Source organism: Kitasatospora sp. NPDC050543 (assembly GCF_044457565.1).
Classification (GTDB): Bacteria; Actinomycetota; Actinomycetes; order Streptomycetales; family Streptomycetaceae; genus Kitasatospora.
Window position 1 is genome coordinate 24,324 of the sequence record NZ_JBITGZ010000027.1, and the last position, 19,084, is coordinate 43,407.

Annotated in this window: 16 protein-coding genes; 10 read left to right on the plus strand and 6 right to left on the minus strand. The window is 72.8% G+C overall.

Annotation, left to right across the window (positions count from 1 at the left end; all coding sequences use genetic code 11):
• The first annotated feature begins 10 nt into the window (after positions 1 to 10).
• Positions 11 to 607, plus strand: coding sequence for a TetR/AcrR family transcriptional regulator (locus tag ACIBH3_RS27175; RefSeq protein WP_396314707.1), 597 nt, complete (start codon positions 11 to 13; stop codon positions 605 to 607).
• A gap of 10 nt (positions 608 to 617) precedes the next feature.
• Here the strand turns inward: ACIBH3_RS27175 and ACIBH3_RS27180 are convergent, their stop codons facing one another.
• Positions 618 to 1,367, minus strand: coding sequence for a hypothetical protein (locus ACIBH3_RS27180; RefSeq protein ID WP_396314708.1), 750 nt, complete (start codon positions 1,365 to 1,367; stop codon positions 618 to 620).
• 14 nt (positions 1,368 to 1,381) lie between these two features.
• On the minus strand, positions 1,382 to 2,227 hold the full coding sequence (locus ACIBH3_RS27185; RefSeq protein WP_396314709.1) for a hypothetical protein: 846 nt from the start codon (positions 2,225 to 2,227) through the stop codon (positions 1,382 to 1,384).
• Positions 2,228 to 2,889: 662 nt separating this feature from the next.
• On the opposite strand from ACIBH3_RS27185, the gene ACIBH3_RS27190 reads away from it, so the two are divergent.
• From ACIBH3_RS27190 to ACIBH3_RS27200, 3 genes are read left to right on the plus strand one after another with little or no spacing between them, the layout of a single operon-like run.
• Positions 2,890 to 4,314 carry a family 2B encapsulin nanocompartment shell protein gene (locus tag ACIBH3_RS27190; protein ID WP_396314710.1) on the plus strand — a complete coding sequence of 475 codons (1,425 nt, stop codon included), beginning with the start codon at positions 2,890 to 2,892 and terminating at the stop codon, positions 4,312 to 4,314.
• Positions 4,315 to 4,334: 20 nt separating this feature from the next.
• A complete protein-coding gene (locus tag ACIBH3_RS27195) occupies positions 4,335 to 5,453 on the plus strand; it encodes a family 2 encapsulin nanocompartment cargo protein terpene cyclase (RefSeq protein ID WP_396314711.1) in 1,119 nt (372 codons plus the stop codon).
• Positions 5,454 to 5,463: 10 nt separating this feature from the next.
• Positions 5,464 to 6,324, plus strand: coding sequence for a geranyl diphosphate 2-C-methyltransferase (locus tag ACIBH3_RS27200; protein ID WP_396314712.1), 861 nt, complete (start codon positions 5,464 to 5,466; stop codon positions 6,322 to 6,324).
• An 86-nt stretch (positions 6,325 to 6,410) separates the two neighbouring features.
• On the opposite strand, the gene ACIBH3_RS27205 is transcribed toward ACIBH3_RS27200, so the two are convergent.
• Entirely contained in the window at positions 6,411 to 7,820 is a 1,410-nt protein-coding gene (locus ACIBH3_RS27205; RefSeq protein WP_396314713.1) for an APC family permease, read from the minus strand.
• 645 nt (positions 7,821 to 8,465) lie between these two features.
• Here ACIBH3_RS27205 and ACIBH3_RS27210 point away from each other — a divergent pair.
• The 5 genes from ACIBH3_RS27210 (at position 8,466) to ACIBH3_RS27230 (ending at position 15,161) form a co-directional block, all read left to right on the plus strand.
• Positions 8,466 to 9,005: a hypothetical protein gene (locus tag ACIBH3_RS27210; protein ID WP_396314714.1), complete on the plus strand. Its 540-nt coding sequence runs from the start codon at positions 8,466 to 8,468 to the stop codon at positions 9,003 to 9,005.
• A 34-nt stretch (positions 9,006 to 9,039) separates the two neighbouring features.
• A complete protein-coding gene (locus tag ACIBH3_RS27215; RefSeq protein WP_396314715.1) occupies positions 9,040 to 11,349 on the plus strand; it encodes a bifunctional polysaccharide deacetylase/glycosyltransferase family 2 protein in 2,310 nt (769 codons plus the stop codon).
• Positions 11,350 to 11,537: 188 nt separating this feature from the next.
• Positions 11,538 to 12,350, plus strand: coding sequence for an LPXTG cell wall anchor domain-containing protein (locus ACIBH3_RS27220; protein ID WP_396314716.1), 813 nt, complete (start codon positions 11,538 to 11,540; stop codon positions 12,348 to 12,350).
• A 319-nt stretch (positions 12,351 to 12,669) separates the two neighbouring features.
• Entirely contained in the window at positions 12,670 to 13,629 is a 960-nt protein-coding gene (gene pip / locus ACIBH3_RS27225; protein WP_396314717.1) for a prolyl aminopeptidase, read from the plus strand.
• Positions 13,630 to 14,240: 611 nt separating this feature from the next.
• Positions 14,241 to 15,161: a universal stress protein gene (locus ACIBH3_RS27230; RefSeq protein WP_396314718.1), complete on the plus strand. Its 921-nt coding sequence runs from the start codon at positions 14,241 to 14,243 to the stop codon at positions 15,159 to 15,161.
• A 27-nt stretch (positions 15,162 to 15,188) separates the two neighbouring features.
• Here the strand turns inward: ACIBH3_RS27230 and ACIBH3_RS27235 are convergent, their stop codons facing one another.
• Together ACIBH3_RS27235 and ACIBH3_RS27240 are read right to left on the minus strand one after the other, a co-directional pair.
• Positions 15,189 to 15,776, minus strand: a complete 588-nt coding sequence (locus ACIBH3_RS27235; protein WP_396314719.1) for a hypothetical protein — start codon at positions 15,774 to 15,776, stop codon at positions 15,189 to 15,191.
• 88 nt (positions 15,777 to 15,864) lie between these two features.
• Positions 15,865 to 16,506, minus strand: a complete 642-nt coding sequence (locus ACIBH3_RS27240; protein ID WP_396314720.1) for a sigma-70 family RNA polymerase sigma factor — start codon at positions 16,504 to 16,506, stop codon at positions 15,865 to 15,867.
• Positions 16,507 to 16,907: 401 nt separating this feature from the next.
• Between ACIBH3_RS27240 and ACIBH3_RS27245 the strand changes: the two genes are divergently transcribed.
• Positions 16,908 to 18,215 carry a MinD/ParA family protein gene (locus ACIBH3_RS27245; RefSeq protein WP_396314721.1) on the plus strand — a complete coding sequence of 436 codons (1,308 nt, stop codon included), beginning with the start codon at positions 16,908 to 16,910 and terminating at the stop codon, positions 18,213 to 18,215.
• On the opposite strand, the gene ACIBH3_RS27250 is transcribed toward ACIBH3_RS27245, so the two are convergent.
• Positions 18,209 to 19,003 carry a class I SAM-dependent methyltransferase gene (locus ACIBH3_RS27250; RefSeq protein ID WP_396314722.1) on the minus strand — a complete coding sequence of 265 codons (795 nt, stop codon included), beginning with the start codon at positions 19,001 to 19,003 and terminating at the stop codon, positions 18,209 to 18,211. The genes ACIBH3_RS27245 and ACIBH3_RS27250 overlap by 7 nt on opposite strands.
• Positions 19,004 to 19,084: the final 81 nt, after the last annotated feature.

A 19,084-nucleotide genomic window follows, 5' to 3' on the forward strand; every position in this document is an offset into this window, starting at 1 on the left:
GAGGAACCCCATGACACGGATGCCGTCGGCCGACCGGCGCCGGCAGCTGACCGAGGCCGCGATCCGCGCGATGACCCGCGACGGTGTCGCCGGCACCACGACCCGGTCGGTCACCGCCGAGGCGGGCGTGTCACTGAGCGTCTTCCACTACTGCTTCGACTCCAAGCAGGCCCTGCTGGAATCCGTCATCGCCACGATCACCGAGCACTCCGTCGCGGTGGTCAAGGAGGCGATCCGGCCCAGAGCCACCCTGCGGGAGACCGTCCGGGCCGGCTTCCAGGCCTACTGGGACCACGTCGGCGCCAACCCGGGCGAGCACATGCTCACGTACGAACTCACCCAGTACGCCCTGCGCCACCCCGGGTTCGAACAGCTGGCGCGGCGCCAGTACGAGCTGTACCTCGCCGCCTACACCGAACTGCTCGAACACCTGCGCCGCGAGGCGGGCTTCGAGCTGCGCATCCCCGCCGAGGTGCTGGCGCGCTACCTGGCCGCGATGACGGACGGGCTGACGCTGAACCTCCTGGTGCTCGGCGGCGAGGGGGCGGCGGAGATCCTCGACATGATCGCCGACCACGTCGCCGGCCTGGCCCTGGACCAGGGCTGAGCAGCCCGGGCTACACCGGGTCCGGGGCGCGCTCCAGGGCCGGCAGGAACTGGTCGTAGAAGCTCACCTTGAGCTCCAGCGCCCGCTCCTCGGTCTCCCGGAAGCCGGCGGTGGACTCCTCGCGGGCGAGGAGTTCGCTCAACCGCAGGGCCAGGCGGTCGGAGTGGGTGGTGGACAGCAGGGACACCGCGGCGAGCGGGTGCGCCTTGGCGTCGTGGAGGTGGTGCGGGTAGTAGAAGCGCGAGCGGTTCCCGCCGTCGTGCGTCAGCAGCGGCTCCATCCGCTCCCACAGCCTTCCGTACTCGACGGAGACCAGCACCTCGCCCCAGAAGCGCAGCAGCGTCAGCAGCCGCAGGTCGGCGTCGTCCTCGGCGCCCGCCTCGGCGATCAGGTCGAGGGTGTCGGTGATGGCCTTCTGGGTGGCCGCGGTCGGCCGCGACCCGGCCAGGCTCGTACGGGGGATGCCGAGCAGGCGCAGATCGTGCGTCATGTCCTCACGGTGCGAGGGCGTATGCCCGTTGCTGTCCGGGTACTCCTCGCGCAGGATGACCCGGGCGATCCGCCGCCCGGCCTCGTCGTTCAGCAGGTCGATCGCGAGGTCGTAGGAAGGGGTGAAGGCGAGCGACAGGAAGCGTCGCTGGAGCAGGACCGCGGCGAAGTCGCCGTCCGGGAGCAGGCGGATGTTCGCCAGGACCGGGTGCTGCGCGAACCCCTCGATCAGCCCGTCCTCGAACGCGTCCAGTTCTCGCGTGGTCGCCATGTCTCGTCCTTCGATCACAGGTTGATGGTGCTGACCGATGCGCGCCAGTCACCGAGATCGACCTCGCGGCCGATCTCCCACAGCATGTCCAGTTCCCGTTGGACCTGCCGGCCCATGGGAGTGTCACTGCCGTCGATCTCCGTCTGGGTCGAGCGGATGGCGAGCTGGCCGTGCAGGAACGAGCTGACCAGGTAGTGCTGGTCGGCCTTGTAGACGGCGATCGACGGCAGGGAGTTGTACACCCGCACCTGGAGCCGTGCCCGGTCCTCGCGCGGCACCTCGCGGTGGAGAGACTCCAGGATGGACAGCGAGCGTTCGACGCTGGCCTTCACGTCCTCGTCGAGGGCGGGATCCCGTACGGTGCGCAGCGCCTCGTCGCGCAGCCGCGCCACGGGCGAGGAGGGGTGCAGCAGCAGGATCCGGATCCGCTGGACCCGCCGGTCGATCAGTGCCTTGCGCAACGCGGCGTCGAGCAGGTCCAGATTGGGGATCCAGGTCTGCAGGATGGCCACCTCGCTGCTCGCGCCCTCCACGAACCCGGTGAAGGTGTCGTCGGGGAAGCGGCGGTGCACCTGGACCACGCCGCCGTAGTGCTCCTCCTTGAGCTGCTGCGCGAGAGCGCCGATGTCGAGCTTGGAGAGCTGCGCGTCGACGTGGTCGAGCACCTTCAGGCGGTCGACCTCCAGCAGGAGGAACACGGTGACGGTGCTCAGGATGAGCAGCGTGATCTTCGGGAGCGTGCCGCCGGGAGCCACCTTGTCCAGCCACCCGAGGAGGTCGGCGATCAGGACCGCGATACCCGAGGTGGCCATCAGGGCCAGCGATATCCGCTCGGCCCGGTAGCGAATGCCGCTCCCCATACCCACCCCAGGTTCTGACGCGCCGTCATCGGTGATCCACGGTACACCGTGGCCTGCCCGGGAGGCCGCGATTCGAGATCACGGCCGGGGCCGGGACCGCCATACCGCACGACGTCCGGGAAAGGCTGATCACCGGCCGGATTCCCGCCACCTTGATCGCCGATGGACGGTCCGGCGGGTGGCGGACGACGGGGCCCGATGTCAGGTTCCGGCCAAGGGCGATCCGTCGGGCGGGTGGCGGCGCCCGCCGGCCGAGACCGCTTCGAGGACGCACGACCCGAAGCCGGTCCAAGATCCGTGCCGGCTCCGCACCGCGGCACCCGACGGCCGGGGCGGCGGCCCCGGCCGCGTGATCCAGCCGGATTCGGCATTGGCGGATTAGGTTCGAACTTCCGTTCAGCTTCGACCGAAAGCGGGCGGAACTCCGGCCGCACAGCGGTATCAATGACTGCGCACGGCCCCGATTGCCCGACGCCGGCCGGCGCAGGTCGGCCCGGGAATCGAATCGAAGTGCCGGCGCCATTCCTTTCGCCACGCATTTCGCCGCAGCACACCGTGCTGCGCGAGGGGCCGCACCGTTGTTCCACCGCTACGCGCAGACAGCTACGGGTAGCACCGGTGGCCGCAAGAGCCGTGCCCGACACACCACTGGGAGAAGTGGAATGACCACAGAAGCAGACAGGGAATCCACCCGGGAACGGGACAGGGAGCGGGAACAGCTCAGCCTCAGTACCGCCGCCGCGCGGAACCTCGCGACGACCACCAAGTCCGCCCCGCAGATGCGCGGCATCAGCTCGCGCTGGCTGCTGCGCCGGCTGCCGTGGGTGGAGGTGTCCGGCGGCACCTACCGGGTCAACCGGAGACTCTCGCTGGCCGTCGGCCGCGGCCGGGTCGGCTTCGTGCAGGCCGGAGCGGACGACGTGCGGATCATCCCCGAGACGCTGCGCGAGATTCCCGTGCTCCGGGATTTCGGTGACACCGCCCTGCTCACGGAACTCGCCGGGCGGTTCACCGCCCGCGACTTCCGCAGCGGCGAGGTCATCGTGGAGGAGGGCCACCCCATCGAGGAGGTCTTCATCGTCGCGCACGGCCGCATCGAGCGGCTCGCCACCGGGAAGTACGGCGACCAGGAAACGCTGGGTGTCCTCGCGGACGGTGACCACCTCGGGGACGAGGCGCTGCTCCAGAGCGACCCGCTCTGGACGGCCACCGTCCGGGCCGACACCGCAGGGACCGTCCTGGCGCTCCCCTGGGCGGACTTCCTCGACCTGTTCAACCGCTCGGAGGACCTGCGCGACCACATCAACGCATTCCTCGCCAACGCGTCCCGGAAGGTCAATTCCAAGGGCGAGGTGGAAATCGCCGTCTCGGCCGGTCACGAGGGCGAGGCCGAAATCCCCGGCTCGTTCGTCGACTACGATCTGGCACCCCGCGAATTCGAGCTCTCGCTCACCCAGACCGTCCTGCGGGTCCACTCCCGGGTCGCCGACCTCTACAACGACCCGATGAACCAGCTGGAGCAGCAGCTCAAGCTGACGATCCAGGAGATCCGGGAACGCGAGGAGTGGGAGCTGTTGAACAACCGGGAGTTCGGCCTGCTCCACAACGCGGCCTACGACCAGCGGATCAACACCTGGTCGGGCCCGCCGACGCCGGACGACATGGACGACCTGCTGTCGATGCGCCGGGGCACCGACTTCTTCCTCGCCCACCCGAAGGCGATCGCGGCGTTCTTCCGCGAGTGCAACAAGCGCGGGATCTACCCCGACAGCACCGATGTCGACGGCCACCGGATCCCCGCCTGGCGGGGGGTGCCGATCTTCCCCAGCGGCAAGATCCCGATCACCGGCGGGCAGGTCTCCTCCATCCTCGCGATGCGCACCGGCGAGGACCGGCAGGGCGTCATCGGGCTGCACCAGACGGGCATCCCGGACGAGTACGAACCCGGCCTGAACGTCCGCTTCATGGGCATCGACGACCAGGCCGTCATCCGCTACCTGGTGACGGCCTACTACTCGGTGGCGATCCTCGTCCAGGACGCCGTCGGCATCCTGGAGAACGTCCACCTGGCCGCCCCCCGCTCCTGACCGGCTCCCCAGGAGGACCGATGCCCCCCTCGCAGAGCGCCGCCCGTCCGGGGCGGCCGCTGCCGACCGGCCCGACCGGGCTCGGCACGTCGGCGGCCCGGATCACCGGGCCGCTCCGGACACCCGCCCCGCCCACCGCCACCCGCACCGCCCCCGGCGCACCCGCCCGCGGGCGCGGCGCAGGCGTCCCCGAGCTGTACTGCCCGCCCCACCTGCGCGACGACGCCGCCCTGGGTGAGGAGGTCAACGAGCGTCTGGTGCGCTGGGCCGAGGAGGTCGGCATCTACGCCGGCCGGCTGGAGAAGTTCCGGCAGGCCGACTTCGGCCGCCTGCTGATGCTGACCCACCCCGACACCGACGACCCCGACCGGCTGCTCGCGGCGGCCCGCTGCATGGCCGCGGAGTTCGCCGTCGACGACTACTTCTGCGACGAGGCCGCCGCCGGCGACCACCCCGAGCGGCTGGGGCCGCAGCTGATGCTCGCCCAGTCGGCGATCGACCCGGCGCAGCTGCCCGGTGGCGCCCGCGCCCGGTACGAACGCGCGATGGCCGGGCAGCCGGTGTGGAACGCCCTGCGCCGTTCGGTGGCCGACCTCGCCGGGTACGCCAGCGGCTCGCAGATCAACCGGCTCCGGCAGGAGATCGCCGGGCTCTTCCTCGGCATGGACGCCGAGGCGGGCTGGCGGATCGGCGGCAGCCCGCCGCCCGTCTGGGAGTACCTGGCGAACCGCCAGATGAACAGCTTCCTGCCGTGCATGGCCCTGGTCGACGCCGTCGGCGGCTACGAGCTGCCCGCCGACGTCTACGGCCGCCCGGACGTGCGCCGCGCGACGCTGGAGGCCGCCCTCGCGTCCGTCCTGCTCAACGACGTCTACTCGATGCACAAGGAGGGCGGCGCCCAGGGCGTCGAGTACAACCTGCCGACCGTGATCGCGGCGGAGGAGGGCTGCTCCCTCCAGGAGGCCCTGCGGCGCTCCGCCGACCTGCACAACGAGCTCGTGCACTCGTTCGAGGCCTCCGCGGCCGAGATCACCCTCACCGCGGACCCGGTGCTCACCCGCTACCTGGGCGGCCTGTGGGCCTGGCTCGGTGGCAACAAGGAGTGGCACGCCAGCAGCCCCCGTTACAACCAGAGTTAGGGACCATGCGATGACCGTGACCGACACCCGTACCGACGTGCTGTCCACCCGGTACCAGAAGTCCGTGGCCGACTACTGGAACCAGGAGCAGGACCCCGTCAACCTGCGCCTGGGCGAGGTCTCCGGCACCTTCCACCACCACTACGGCATCGGTGACGTGGACCGGTCGGTGCTCGAAGGCCCCGAGAGCGCCCGCGACGAGCGGATCATCGAGGAACTGCACCGGCTGGAGAACGCCCAGGCCGAGTTCCTGCTGGACCAGCTGGGCCGCCTCACACCGCAGGACCGGGTGCTGGACGCCGGCTCGGGCCGGGGCGGCACCAGCTTCCTGGCCAACCTGCGCTTCGGCTGCCGGGCGGACGGCATCTCGATCTCCGAGAAGCAGGTGGGGTTCGCCAACGAGCAGGCGCGCCGGCGCGGCGTGGCCGACCAGGTGGCCTTCCACTTCCGGAACATGCTCGACAACGGCTTCCCCGCCGCCACGTTCCAGGCGATCTGGAACAACGAGAGCACCATGTACGTCGACCTGCACGAGCTGTTCGCGGAGCACGCCCGCGTCCTCAAGCCCGGGGGCCGGTACGTCACCATCACGGGCTGCTACAACGACGTCCACGGCCGCCAGCCGTCCCGGGCCGTCAGCCAGATCGACGCGCACTATATCTGCGACATCCACCCGCGCAGTGACTACTTCGCGGCCATGGCGGCCAACGACCTGCTCCCGATCAGCGTCGTCGACCTGACCGCCGCGACCATCCCCTACTGGGAGCTGCGCGCCGAGTCCCCGGTGGCGACCGGCATCGAGGAGGCCTTCCTCACCGCGTACAAGGAGGACAGCTTCCACTACCTGATGATCGCGGCCGACAAGGTGTGACGGCCCGCCGCCGCCCCCGGCGACGCGCGGCGGCCCCGAGTCGGGGACTCGGGGCCGCCGCGGCCCGCCGCCGGAACGTGCGGTGGTCAGACCTGCTGGTCCTCGGGCAGGGTGATGACCCAGCGGGTGTTCTGACGCGGCCGCAGGTAGAGCACCCAGTACAGGCTGGCGACGACGGTGATACCGCCGGTCCAGGCCAGGGCGGCGTGGTCGAGCTGGGTCAGGACGTAGCCGAGCACCACGATCAGCGCGATCGGCAGCACCGGCCAGAGCGGCTGCCGCCACGCCGGGGCGTCCCCGTGGCGCCCGCGCCGGGAGAACAGCGCGGCCACCGCGACGAGCAGGTAGAGCGCGGCGACGGCGACCCCGGTGATGTTGGTCAGCAGGTCCTGGGGGACGAAGCAGAGCACCGCGCCCGGGATGCCGACCGCGAGGGTGGAGATCCACGGGGCGCTGAAGCGGTTGAGGGTGCCGAAGGCCCGGTTGGCGGGCTCGGGCCAGGCCTTGTCCCGGCCCGAGGCGTACAGCACCCGGGAGTTCTGGATGACCATGACGATGCCGGCATTGATGATCGCCAGGGCGATGCAGAGACTGACGAAGGTGCCGAGGGCCGTCCCGGACCAGCCGGTCACCAGCTCGGAGATGTTGCCCGCGGTCAGGCTGTCCAGGTCGGGGGCGCCCATCGTGACGGCGGCGACCGGCACCAGGATGATCACCACGGAGAGTCCCAGCGTCCACAGCACCGTACGGGCGACGTTGCGGCGCGGGTTCTCCAGCTCCTCGGAGAGGTAGATCGCGGTGGAGAAGCCCTGGGTGACGAACAGCGCGGTTCCCATCGCGGCGAGCACGGCCGCCAGGCCCACGGTGCCGCTGCCGCCGCTCCCGTCGCCCACGGCGCCGTGCAGCAGGCTGCTCACCCCGCGCTCACTGTGCGCGAAGCCGAGGAAGGAGACGACCGCGCAGGCGATCACCTCCAGCACCAGGAAGACGCCGGTGATCCACGCGTTGGCGCGCAGGTCCAGCAGGCCCGCTACGGTGGCCGCGATCATCACCGCGGCGCCGGCGATCCCCGGCGGAATGTCGACGATCGGCGCCAGGTAGTCGGCGGTACCGATCGCGATCAGCGAGGGCACGATCATCACGACGATCAGGGACTGGATGAACACCAGCCAGCCGGTGAAGCGGCCCGCCAGCGTGCCGACCATGGCGTACTCGCCGCCGGCACTGGGGATCAGCGTGCCGAGCTCCGAGTAGCAGAACGCCACCGCGACGCAGAGCAGCGAGCCGATGGCGATGGCCATCGCGGTGTACGTGCCCAGGCTGCTGAAGAGCTCCGGCACGATCACGAACAGCGACGACGCGGGGGTCACGCACGACAGCGTGAGCAGGGTGCCCCCCACGACGCCGAGCGACCGGGCGAGCTGCTTCGGCGCACCGGCCTTCGTGCCGGGCGCCACCGCCGGGACTGTGGGGGACGGGTCAAGCGTGTCGGTCATGGCCGGTTCCGATCGACTCGGGCACGCGGTGAGGCGTGCTCCTCGGTGCTCTGCTGAGTGGGGAGCGGTATCTCCTCCGGACAGTTCTCGCGGTCTTGGGTCCTGTCGCTCCCGGCTCGCCATGGAAGCGGGCCGGCGGGGCGCCGTCAACGCCGGGAACGCTTCGGATTTCGTTGCGGACGGCCACATAGGTATCCGACCCGGCCGCGCCGACATATCTCGGTCGACCAAGGATCCAAGCCACAGGCACCGTACAGACGTAGAAGGCAAGGCCACATTGCCGATCTGACTGCGATCCGAGCGTGCGATGCACCGTTGCCGCGCATGGCTATGACCGGGGGCGGGCCGGGAGCGGCGCAACGATAACCGCAGGCGAGGGCGGAGAAGTCGTCCATAACATTTCAGCCAGTGGTCACTCGGCGGTCACCCGGCTGGTCACCGGGCGGCGGCACGACCTCCGGATGCGCCGCCCGCGGGCCGGCCGGGGCGATGACCGCCGCGGGCCGAGCGAGGTCGGAGGAAGAAGGTTCGCTCCGGGAGTGACACCGGGCACCGCGCGGACGCTGAAGGACATGAGACACCCCCTCCGCCCCAACCCGCGCTACCCGCAGAGGCTGCCCAGCGATGACGACACACCCTCATTCCGTGCACGAGGACACGGTGCCGATCCCGCGCTTCGAGGACGACCTGCCGGGCGGCGCCGCGCCGGACCGGGAGCCGGCTGCCCAGCCGAACCCGGTCTTCGTCGACACCTCCGGCCGACGCCAGCGCAGGGTTCGCCGTCTGGGCCAGGTGATGGTCGTCCCAGCCGGCGCCTATGTCGCCCTCCTGGCCAGCACTCTGCTCGGCGGGCCCACGGTGCAGTCACCGTTCCTCCCCTCCGCCCAGGCACCCCGCGCCGGCGCTCCCGCGACCGGGCCGAGCCCCTCACCCACCTCCGCCGAGACGGTGGCCACCGCCGCACCACGATCCGCCCGCCCCACACCCCGCGCGGCCCCGGCCACATCCGCCACCGTCCCCCGTCCCACCGCGCGCACGACGCCTGCCACCGCCCCGACCACGAGCACCGAGCCGACCACGAGCACCGGGCCGACACCGACCGCCACCAGCACCGGCCCCGGTGCCGGCCACGGCAAGGCGGGTTCAGCCCCCGGCCAGAGCGGCAAACCCACCGCCCGCCCGTGACCCGCCCGACCGCCACAGGCAGGAAAGCCCCCCCTTGTCGAAGAACCGCCGCCACCCCCGCGGCCGACACACCAGCACCCGCAACGTCCCGCTGCGCACCCACTGGCTGCTGCTCAGCACCCTGGTCCTGACCCTGTCGGCCGCGCTGCTGCTCCAGGGCTACACCCAGCACATGTTCGACAGCACCGCCGACGGCGCCCCTCGCGCGAAGAGCGCGGCCGGGGCCGTCCCCGAACAGGTCGCCTCCGGTGGCCCCGTCATCGAGGCCGCAGCCGGGCGAACGGCCGAACCGGCGGCCCACACGATCGCGCTGACCTTCGACGACGGCCCCGACCCGGTCTGGACCCCCCGGATCCTGGACATCCTGCGCCGCAACGACGTCCACGCGACCTTCTTCACCGTCGGCACCCAGGTCGCCGCCCACCCCGACCTGGCCCGGCGGATCGTCGCGGACGGCCACCAGATCGGCCTGCACACGTTCACCCACACCGACCTCGGCGCCGCATCGCCCTGGCGGCGATCCCTCGAACTGCGCGAGAGCCAGCTCGCCATCGCCGGCGCCACCGGCGTGACCACCCCGCTGCTGCGCCCGCCCTACTCCTCCACCGCGCAGGCGCTCACCGACGCCGATTGGAGCGCCGTCGTCCAGGCCGGTCAGGAGGGCTACCTCACCGTCCTGACCACGCAGGACAGTGAGGACTGGCGCCGACCCGGCGTGGACCGGATCATCGCCAACGCCACTCCCCGAGGCAGCGACGGCGAGATCCTGCTCATGCACGACGCCGGCGGCGACCGCACCCAGACCGTCGCCGCCCTGGAGCAGCTGATTCCCAAGCTCAAGGCAGCGGGATTCCGCTTCGCCACGGTCGGCGACGCCAGTGGCGTGCCCGACGCCGTGCGACCCGCGACGGCCGCGGACCACTGGCAGGGGCTCGCCCTCATCACCGCGCTGCGCACCAGCGACTGGATCCTCGCCGCGCTCTCCTGGCTGCTGTGGGCAGCCGGCGCGATCAGCGTGCTGCGCGCCGGCGCGGTGCTCGTCGCCGCGCGTCGTCACGTCAGGATGCGCCGAGAGCCCTGGGGCCGTCCGGTCACCGAGCCCGTCAGCGTCATCGTCCCCGCCTACAACGAGAGCGCCGGCATCGAGGCGGCGGTGCGCTCGCTGCTGGCCTCCGACCACCCGGTCGAGATCATCGTCGTCGACGACGGCTCCACCGACGGCACCGCCGACCTCGTCGAGGCCCTGCGCCTGCCCGGCGTCAGAGTCATCCGCCAGGCGAACGCCGGCAAGCCCGCCGCCCTCAACACCGGCATCGCCGCCGCCTCCTGCGACCTGCTCGTGATGGTCGACGGCGACACCGTCTTCGAACCGGACGCCGTACGCATGATCGTCCAGCCCTTCGCCAACCGCCGCGTCGGCGCGGTCTCCGGCAACGCCAAGGTCGTCAACCGCACGGGCCTGCTCGGCCGCTGGCAGCACATCGAGTACGTGGTCGGATTCAACCTCGACCGCCGCCTGTTCGACCTCGCCGAGTGCATGCCGACCGTCCCCGGCGCCGTCGGCGCCTTCCGGCGCGAGGCCCTGCTGCGCATCGGGGGCGTCAGCGACACCACCCTCGCCGAGGACACCGACCTCACGATGGCGCTGTGCCGCAGCGGCTGGCGGGTCGTCTACGAGGAGCGGGCCAAGGCCTGGACGGAAGCCCCGGCCTCGCTCGGCGCGCTGTGGAAGCAGCGCTACCGCTGGTGCTACGGCACCCTCCAGGCCATGTGGAAGCACCGCGGCGCCCTCACCCAGCGCGGCCAGGCCGGCAAGCTCGGCCGGCGCGGCCTGCTCTACCTGCTGATGTTCCAGGTCCTGCTGCCGCTGCTCGCCCCCGTGGTCGACGTCTTCGCCGTCTACGGCCTGATCTTCCTCGAACCGCTGCGCATCGTCGGCCTCTGGAGCGCCTTCCTCCTGCTCCAGGTGCTGATGAGCGTGTACGCCTTCCGCCTCGACGAGGAGCGCGTCGGCCCCCTCTGGAGCCTGCCCCTGCAACAGTTCGTCTACCGGCAGCTGATGTACCTGGTCGTCATCCAGTCCGTCTTCACCGCGGTCGCCGGCTCCCGGCTGCGCTGGCAGCGGATGGAGCGCTACGGCAGCCTCCAGGTGCCGCCCGGCTCCCCCGCTCCCCCTCCCCCCGCACCCGCGGTGCCGGGCCTCGAACTCGCCCAGGCCTGGACCGCGGAGGCCCAGGCGGCGGAAGTGACCCCGGGAGTCGTCTTCCACAGCAGGCTCCCCGGTGCGGCGTGGGACCACCCGCACCGGAGCGGCGGGTCACCCGGCCGTCCCGGGGCGAGCTAGGCACGGGCGACGTCGACCGAAGCGGCCCGCGCCCCGGGCCCACACTGCCGACGGGGCCCCGGCAGAACACAGCTGCCACTCAGGTGTGACACCGGAGAGGGCCCCGGCGCTTATCAACGTGAGACCTGCCCGTCAGCTCCCGCCGCCGCGCCGGTCTCTCCCCCTACCCAAGACAGTGAACGGTAGCCATGCACAGATCCTTCACCACCAGAGCCGCTCTCACCGCGGCGGCGGCAGCCTGCCTCGCGCTCGTTCCCGCCACGTCGTCCGCCTTCGCCACCGCCGGCGGCACCTACACGGTCGGCATCCACCAGAACCCCCCGATCACGGCCACCGGGTTCGCCGAGCACGAGGCGAAGTGCGGGGGGATCGGTGCCGACCAGGACGGCTGGCACTTCGTTCTTCCCGGCAACAGCACGGACTTCGTGAAGCTCACGGTCGCCTTCGACAACGGCGCGCCGCAGGTCGTCACCACGTTCGGGCCGCCCACCACCAAGCACGCGTACGTCGCCTCCGCACCGGGCGCGAAGCTCACCTCGGCGACCGCCGAGGTCAAGGGCGGCGAGGTGAAGTGGTTCAACCTCTCCCACACCTGCCCGGCCACCGCGGTGCCCCCCAGCCCGACCGCGTCGAGCCCGGCTCCCACCACGAAGCCGAGCACCACCGCGTCGCCGACGGCGTCCCCGAGCACGACGACGGCCCCGAGCGCCACCACCTCGCCGACCGCGACCGGGGCGCCGACCTCCACTGCCTCGGCCGGGGTGTCGCCGCAGCCGACCGCCAAGCCGACGCCGTCGACGGCTGCCTCCACCGCTGCGAACGTCGACGCCGCGCGCTCCCCCTCCGCCGGTCCGTCCACCGCCGCAACCACCCCGGTGAGCTCGGACACCCTGGCCTCCACCGGCGCCGATGTCGGCCTCGCCGCCCTCGCCGGCGTGGCCCTGATCGGGGCGGGCGGCGTCCTGGTGATGCGCCGGCGCTCCCGCTCCGCGCAGCACTGACACCCGGCTCGGCCGGACGGTCCCGACCCGTGATCCTCCGTCGGCGAAGGACCTGACCACCTCGTGCCGAGGGGCCGCACGGCACCGCCCACACGGTGCCGTGCGGCCCGTTCCCGGAGCGCGCCCGGCGATCGCCGCCGCTCTCACCCGCCTGCCGCGCGACACCGTCGGCACCGGCGCGTCCTGCCGCGACGCCCCGGCCCCGGCCCGCCCGGTGACCTGGCTGCTCGATCCCCCGGCGAGCCCTGACGGCCCCGGGTAGCATGGCCCGCTCCCGAGTTCAGGACGGACCCGGCGCGAGTCGAAGGAGAGTCAGGCCATGGGCGCCCCCTATCCGCCGATCGAACCGTACACGCACGGCATGCTCGACACCGGCGACGGGAACCTCGTCTACTGGGAGGCCTGCGGCAACCCCGAGGGCAAGCCCGCACTCGTCGTCCACGGCGGCCCCGGCTCGGGGTGCACGAGCGGCCCCCGCAGGTCCTTCGACCCCGAGCGCTACCGGATCATCCTCTTCGACCAGCGCGGGTGCGGCCGGAGCACGCCGCACGCCGCCGATCCCACCACCGACATGACGCTCAACACCACCGAGCACCTGATCGCCGACATGGAGCGGCTGCGCGAGCACCTCGGCGTCGAGCGCTGGCTGCTGTTCGGCGGTTCCTGGGGCTCGACGCTCAGCCTGGCCTACGCCCAGCGGTACCCCGAGCGGGTCTCGGAGATCGTCCTGGTGGCCGTCACCAGCACCCGCCGGCACGAGATCGACTGGCTCTACCGGGGCGTCGGACGGTTCTTCCCCGAGGCGTGGGAGCGCTTCCGGGATGCGCTGCCCCCGGAGGACCGCGACGGCGACCTCGTCGCGGCATACGCGCGGCTGATGGAGCACCCGGACCCGGACGTCCGGAGCCGGGCCGCCGTCAGCTGGGCCGCCTGGGAGGACGCCGTCCTGTCCGCGGAGCCCGACGGCGCGCCGAACCCCTACGGCGACCGGCCGCCGGTGGCCCTGCTGGCGTTCGTCCGGATCTGCGCACACTACTTCGCCCACGCCGCCTGGCTGGAGGAGGGCCAGTTGATCCGCGACGCGGGGCGCCTGGCGGGCATCCCCGGCGTGCTGATCCACGGCCGCCTGGACATGAGCGGGCCGCTCGAGACGGCCTGGGAGCTCGCCCGCGCCTGGCCCGGGGCGGAACTGGTGGTCGTCGACGACGCGGGACACAAGGGAAGCGCCACCATGCGGGCCGCCCTGTACGGGGCCTTCGAGCGGTTCGCGAAGCGCTGAGCGGGGCCGGCCCGCCATCTGCCGGCCGGGTGAGACCCGCCGCCCACGGGAGCCCGGGCCACCGGCACTGACGTACCGGTTCCGCAGCTGCGTTTGTCCGTCGATCCCGCTCAGTTGCCGCTGCCCGCACCCGACCTGCTCGCCGAGCTCAGCCGTCCGACGGCGGGCTCCCGATGAGGCCGCTGGCCGCCCGCGCGGCACTGGCTGCCGCCGTCGCTGCGGTGGCGCTGCTCGGCTCGGCCGCCTGCACCGGCCATGGCGCCGGCCGGGTCCCCGGAGGGTGCCCTCGGCCGGCCGTGCCGCACGGTGACCTGCACGGCGTCACGCGCGGCCATCACCCGCGCCGACTCCCCTCCGACCAGCCACCCGACGGAGACCTGTCGCGGGCAACGCCCGCACCGACGGCGCGTACGGCCCGCCCGTCCTCGCGCCGGCCGATGCGAGCGCCTTTCACCGGGCGCCGGCTGTCGGCGGGAGGAATCCTGGATGGGATGCCCGACCACCCGGGACGGACAGCAGCAGGACAGGACGGACCGACCCCGGTGCCCTGGCCGGGTCCGACGGGTCCGGGAGGATGGTGCTCCGAGTGGGTGATCCGAGTGGGTGATGAGATGAACGGGCACGGGGGTCACGGTCCGCCGGTGCTGGTCGGCGTGGATCCCGGGACGCAGGGTGGCGGCGTGGGCGACATCGTCCGATTCGCGGCCCGGGAGGCTCAGCTGCACCGGACGGCGCTGCGGCTGCTGCACGTCGTCGACCGGACCGAGCGGGCCCCGGCTCCGGCGGAGGGGGGCCTACCGGAGCAGGCGGGCGCCGGTGTCCTCGCGCCGTACAGCGCGCTGGTCCGCGCCGAGTTCCCCGGCCTGGACGTCGCGGAGCACACCGAGCCGGGGAAGCCCGCGTCCGTACTGGTCACCCGGTCCGGCGAAGGCGCGATGATCGTGCTCGGCCACCGTGGCCACGGCGGCTTCCCCAGGCTCCCGCTGGGGTCGGTCGCCCTCCAGGTCGCCACCAACGCCCGCTGCCCGGTGGTCGTCGTGCGACCCGCTCCGGCCGAGCGGGACGCGCCCGTGGTGGTCGGATTCGACCTGCCCGAGGACTCACTCGACGCGCTGGAGTTCGCCTGCACCGAGGCCGGGGCGCGCGGGGCGCCGCTGGAGATCGTGCACGCGGACTTCCACCCCCAGGTGCTGCCCCCCGGCATGGCACCGCCCGGGCAGACCGACCAGGGCGAGATCGTCCGGGCCGAACGGCAGTTCCTGGAGGCGGAGGCCGCGCAGGTCCGCGAACGGCACCCCGGCCTGACAGTCCGCGTCCGCGTCGCACACACCAACGCCACCTCGGCCCTGCTGGCCGCCGGGGCGGACGCCGCGCTACTGGTCGTCGGCACCCACCAACGCTCGGCGCTGGCCAGGCTGCTCCTCGGCTCGGTGGCCGGCGAGGTCCTGCACCGGGCCCGCTGCCCGGTCGCGGTGGTCCCCAAGGCCGGCACCGGCACCAGGACCGGCGCCGGCACGGAGGAGGCAGGATAGACACCACCTCGCCGAGGAACGCGCTGGTCAGACCTTGGTGAAGCAGAGGGTGTAGTCGGTGCCCCGGCTGATCGAGTACTTGATGCCGTAGTCGAACTTCGACCCGCAGGACTTGTCGGGGCCGTACAGCTTGTCGGCCGTCTTGTACTGGGCCTCGGCGGACTTGCAGTCGACGATCTCCGGCAGGGGGTCGCCCTGCGGGTCCTGGACCTTGACGCAGTCGCCGATCTTCGGGTCGTGCTTCTTGTCCTCCTCGGCCCGCGCCGACTGCGAGGCCTGCGCCTTGGCCTTGCCGCCGTTGGGGTCGGTGTTGTACTTCCAGACGTACCACGCGCCGCCGCCGAGGACCGCCACGATGATGGCGATCGAGAGCAGCGAGTGCACCGGGCTCCTCCGCTGCGGCTGCTGCGGGCGCTGCGGGCCGCGCTGCGACGGCTGCGGCGGCGCCGGCTGCTGACCACCGTACGGCGGTTGCTGCCCGTACCCGGGCTGCTGGCCGTAGGGCGGCTGCTGGCCGTACCCGGGCTGCTGCCCGTACGGCGGCTGCGCCGGCGGCGCGTACCCGTACGGCTGCTGCGGCGGCTGGTTCTGATAGGGCGGCGGTGGTGCGGACATGACTTGGGATCCCCGTGATCGACTGCACGAACATTGGGTCAACGCGATGTTGACCGGTGCAGGTTACAGTTCGCCGCCTGTCCGTCCGTCAGCAGGCCGCCCTCACGACCTCCGGCCCTGGTTCGGTGTCCTGCTCCGCGAGGACCTTGCGCAGGACCCGGATCGCGTAGAAGTTGCGGGACTTGACCGTCCCCACCGGAACGCCGAGGGCCACCGCGGTGTCGGCGACAGAACGGTCCTTCAGGTGGAGCTCCACCACCACCTCGCGGTGGTGGGGCTGCAGCCTGGCGAGGACGGCGCAGAGGTCCTGGGAGGCCAGTACCTCGTCGAAGGGGTTCACCACGGCGGTGCGCTCCTCGGGGATGTCGGTCATCACCTCCTGGGCCCGGGCGCCGGCCATCCGGAGGTGGTCGATGGCTATCCGACGGGCGACCGTGAACAGCCACGGCCGGCTCCGCTCCGGCCCCCGGGACATCACCTCGGGGTGCTGCCAGGCGCGCAGCAGCGTCTCCTGCAGGATGTCCTCGGCCTTGCCGCGGTCGCCGTTGGTCACGCGCAGGACGGAGCGCAGCAGGTAGGGGCCGTGCAGCCGGTAGAGCTCGGCGAGCTCGTCGTGGTCCAGAGTGGCGCGAGGGGCGGCGGCCGACGTGGCGGCCACGGCGGGTGCGGCGGGAGCGACGGGAGCCGCGGGAGCCGCGGGAGCGGAAGGTACGGCGGACACGGCACGCATCACGGACACCCTCCGTACGGCGGACGCGGATTGGGCCTTCGGCGACGGGGTGCTGAGGGCGGCGGCGCCACCACCGGTACGGTTCGCGGCCACGGCAAGGGTCTGCATGGTCACACTTCTCTCTCTTCGCGTCGGCTCGCCACGGGTCCCGGTCCCGGGGTGGCGTCGCCTGGGCGACGCCCGGGAACCTCCCTGGCCTGACCCGTCGGATCCTTCAGGGCACTGCCAACAGCGCCCCAAGGCGTCACCAACGAGCGCCCTTGCCGCGGCCTTGGCCGCCTGCACCGCCCCGCACCGCCGGCACCGCCGGCACCGCCGGCACCGCCCGCTGGACTGAACGCACCGCAGGCCCCGGGCCGTTCAGCTGGGTGACGGTCGAAGCGATGCACAGGAGGCAGCTGGTGGCAGCGGCGGCAGGCAACGGGGCAGCGACGGTGCGGCGTTTGGCGGACGACCGCGACTGGGACCGTTCGCCGGACTACACCCCCGCCGAGTGGCCGATGCCCATGGCGGTCGGAGCAACCGGAGCTGTCGGCGAGGTCGGACGGGCAGCCCCTGGGACGGACTCCCCGGCGGCCGCACCGGACTGGATGCGCCCCCTGGACCCGCTGGGGACGGTGCTGGTCCCGCCGACCGCGCGGCCGGCCCGCAGCGCGGTGGAGCCGCGGGTGGAGGCCGCCGCCCCCGTGGCCGCGGCGATGCCCGCCGACCGGACGATGCCCCCGACGCCGCCCGAGCTCCTGCTCCCGCCCATGCCCGCGGCCGCGCCGGCGGTCGGCCGGCCACCCCAGCCCCAGCCCCAGCCCCAGCCCCAGCCCCAGCCCCAGGCGAACGGAACCGCCGCCCCCGCACCGCGCAGGCGCTTCGCCGGTCTCGGCGGTGGCGGCGGGTGGGAGCAGGAGCAGCTCGCCGCCATCCGCACACCGCTCAGCCGCAGCTACCGAGTAGCCGTGATCGGCCTCGCCCACGGGGTGGGCAAGACCACCACCACGCTCGGCCTGGGCTGGATGCTGGCGTCCGAGCGTTCCGGCGGGGTGGTCGCGATCGACGCCGACCCGGGCACGGGCAGCCTCGGGCGACGGGCCGGGCACCGCAATCCCGCGACCGTCCGCGACCTGGTGGAGGCGGCCGCACCACTCGCCGGCCGGCACGACGTACGCCGCTTCACCTCGCAGACCCCGCACGGCCTGGACCTCCTCGCCCACCCGGTGGGCCCCGCCAGCGCGTTCTCCCCCGCCCTCGACGCCGGGGCCTACCGGCAGGCGGTCCAACTGGCGGGCGACCAGTACCCCGTGACCCTCGCCGACTGCGGCGCGGGCCTGCCGACCGAGGCACTGCGCGGGGTGCTCGACGTCGTCGACCAGGTGGTCGTCGCCGCCGGTACCACCGTGGACGGCGCGCGGGGCGCGCTCGCCACGCTGGAGTGGCTGACCGCCTACGGCTACGGGGAGCTGGCGCAGCGCGCGATCATGGCGGTCTGCCCGGCGCGCAGTGCCGGACGCCGGATCAGGCCCGAGGACATGGCACCCTACTTCCGGGCCCGCTGCCGGGACGTGGTGGTGGTGCCGCCCGACGAGCACCTCGCGGGCGAAGGCGGGTTCGACCCCGCCGAGCTACGGCCGCGGACCCGCAAGGCCTTCCGCACCCTCGCGGCGCTGGTCGGCGAGGACATGCGGCGCGTTGAGCGGGCCGGCGCCGGCTCTCAGTGATCCACCGCCGGCGCGGGCCGGGGAACCCGCGCGGTGAGGAGGGGCTGGTAGAAGCCACTGGCCTCGGGTAGTTCCCAGGCGATCTCGGTGAACCCGGCGCCGGCCGCGAACTCCGTCAACTGCCGCTGTGTGAGGGCCCAGTAGGTGGTGCGGCGAACGGCGACCCGCCAGTCCTGCTCCTGTGCGACGAGCTGGAAGTGCTCCAGGTCGTAGCGTTCGCCGTCGTCGTGCCAGTGCCACAGCTGGAAGGTGACGGCACGGCCGCCGGACGTCGGCCCGACCTGCGGCGGGGTCGACGCGGGACGGGCCCGAAGGAGCTCGTCGTAGGGCCGGGTGCTGACCACCAGCAGTCCGCCGTCGCGCAGGACGCGTCGCATCTCGGCCAGGGCGGCGCGCACGTCCTCCTCGGTGAGCAGGTGCGGGAGGGAGTTGTCCGCGCACACGACGACGTCGAACACGGCGTCGGCGAAGGGCAACCTCCGCATGTCGGCGGTCGCCGCCGGCAGCCGCGCCCCTCGCAGCGCCGCCTCCCGCGCCGCCCGGCCGACCGCCGCGGAGCTGAGGTCGGTACCCGTGACCCGGTGGCCGCGAAGAGCGAGGCCGATCGCCTGGGTGCCGATCCCGCAGGAGCAGTCCAGCACGGACGCGGCACCCTCGCCGAGCCTGCCGCGGATCACCGCGTCCAGGACCTCGCCCTGCCGGGTCATGGTGGCGTCCCAGTCGGCGAAGATGAGGTGGTAGTCGGCCGCGAGCCGATCGTAGAAGTCTGCCACTGAGTCGTCCCGCATGACGGCCACCCTAACGCCGGCTGCCCGCGCGTCAGCCGGGCCCGGCCCGGCCGGCCTCCGGCACCGATCGTGCGGTGGCCG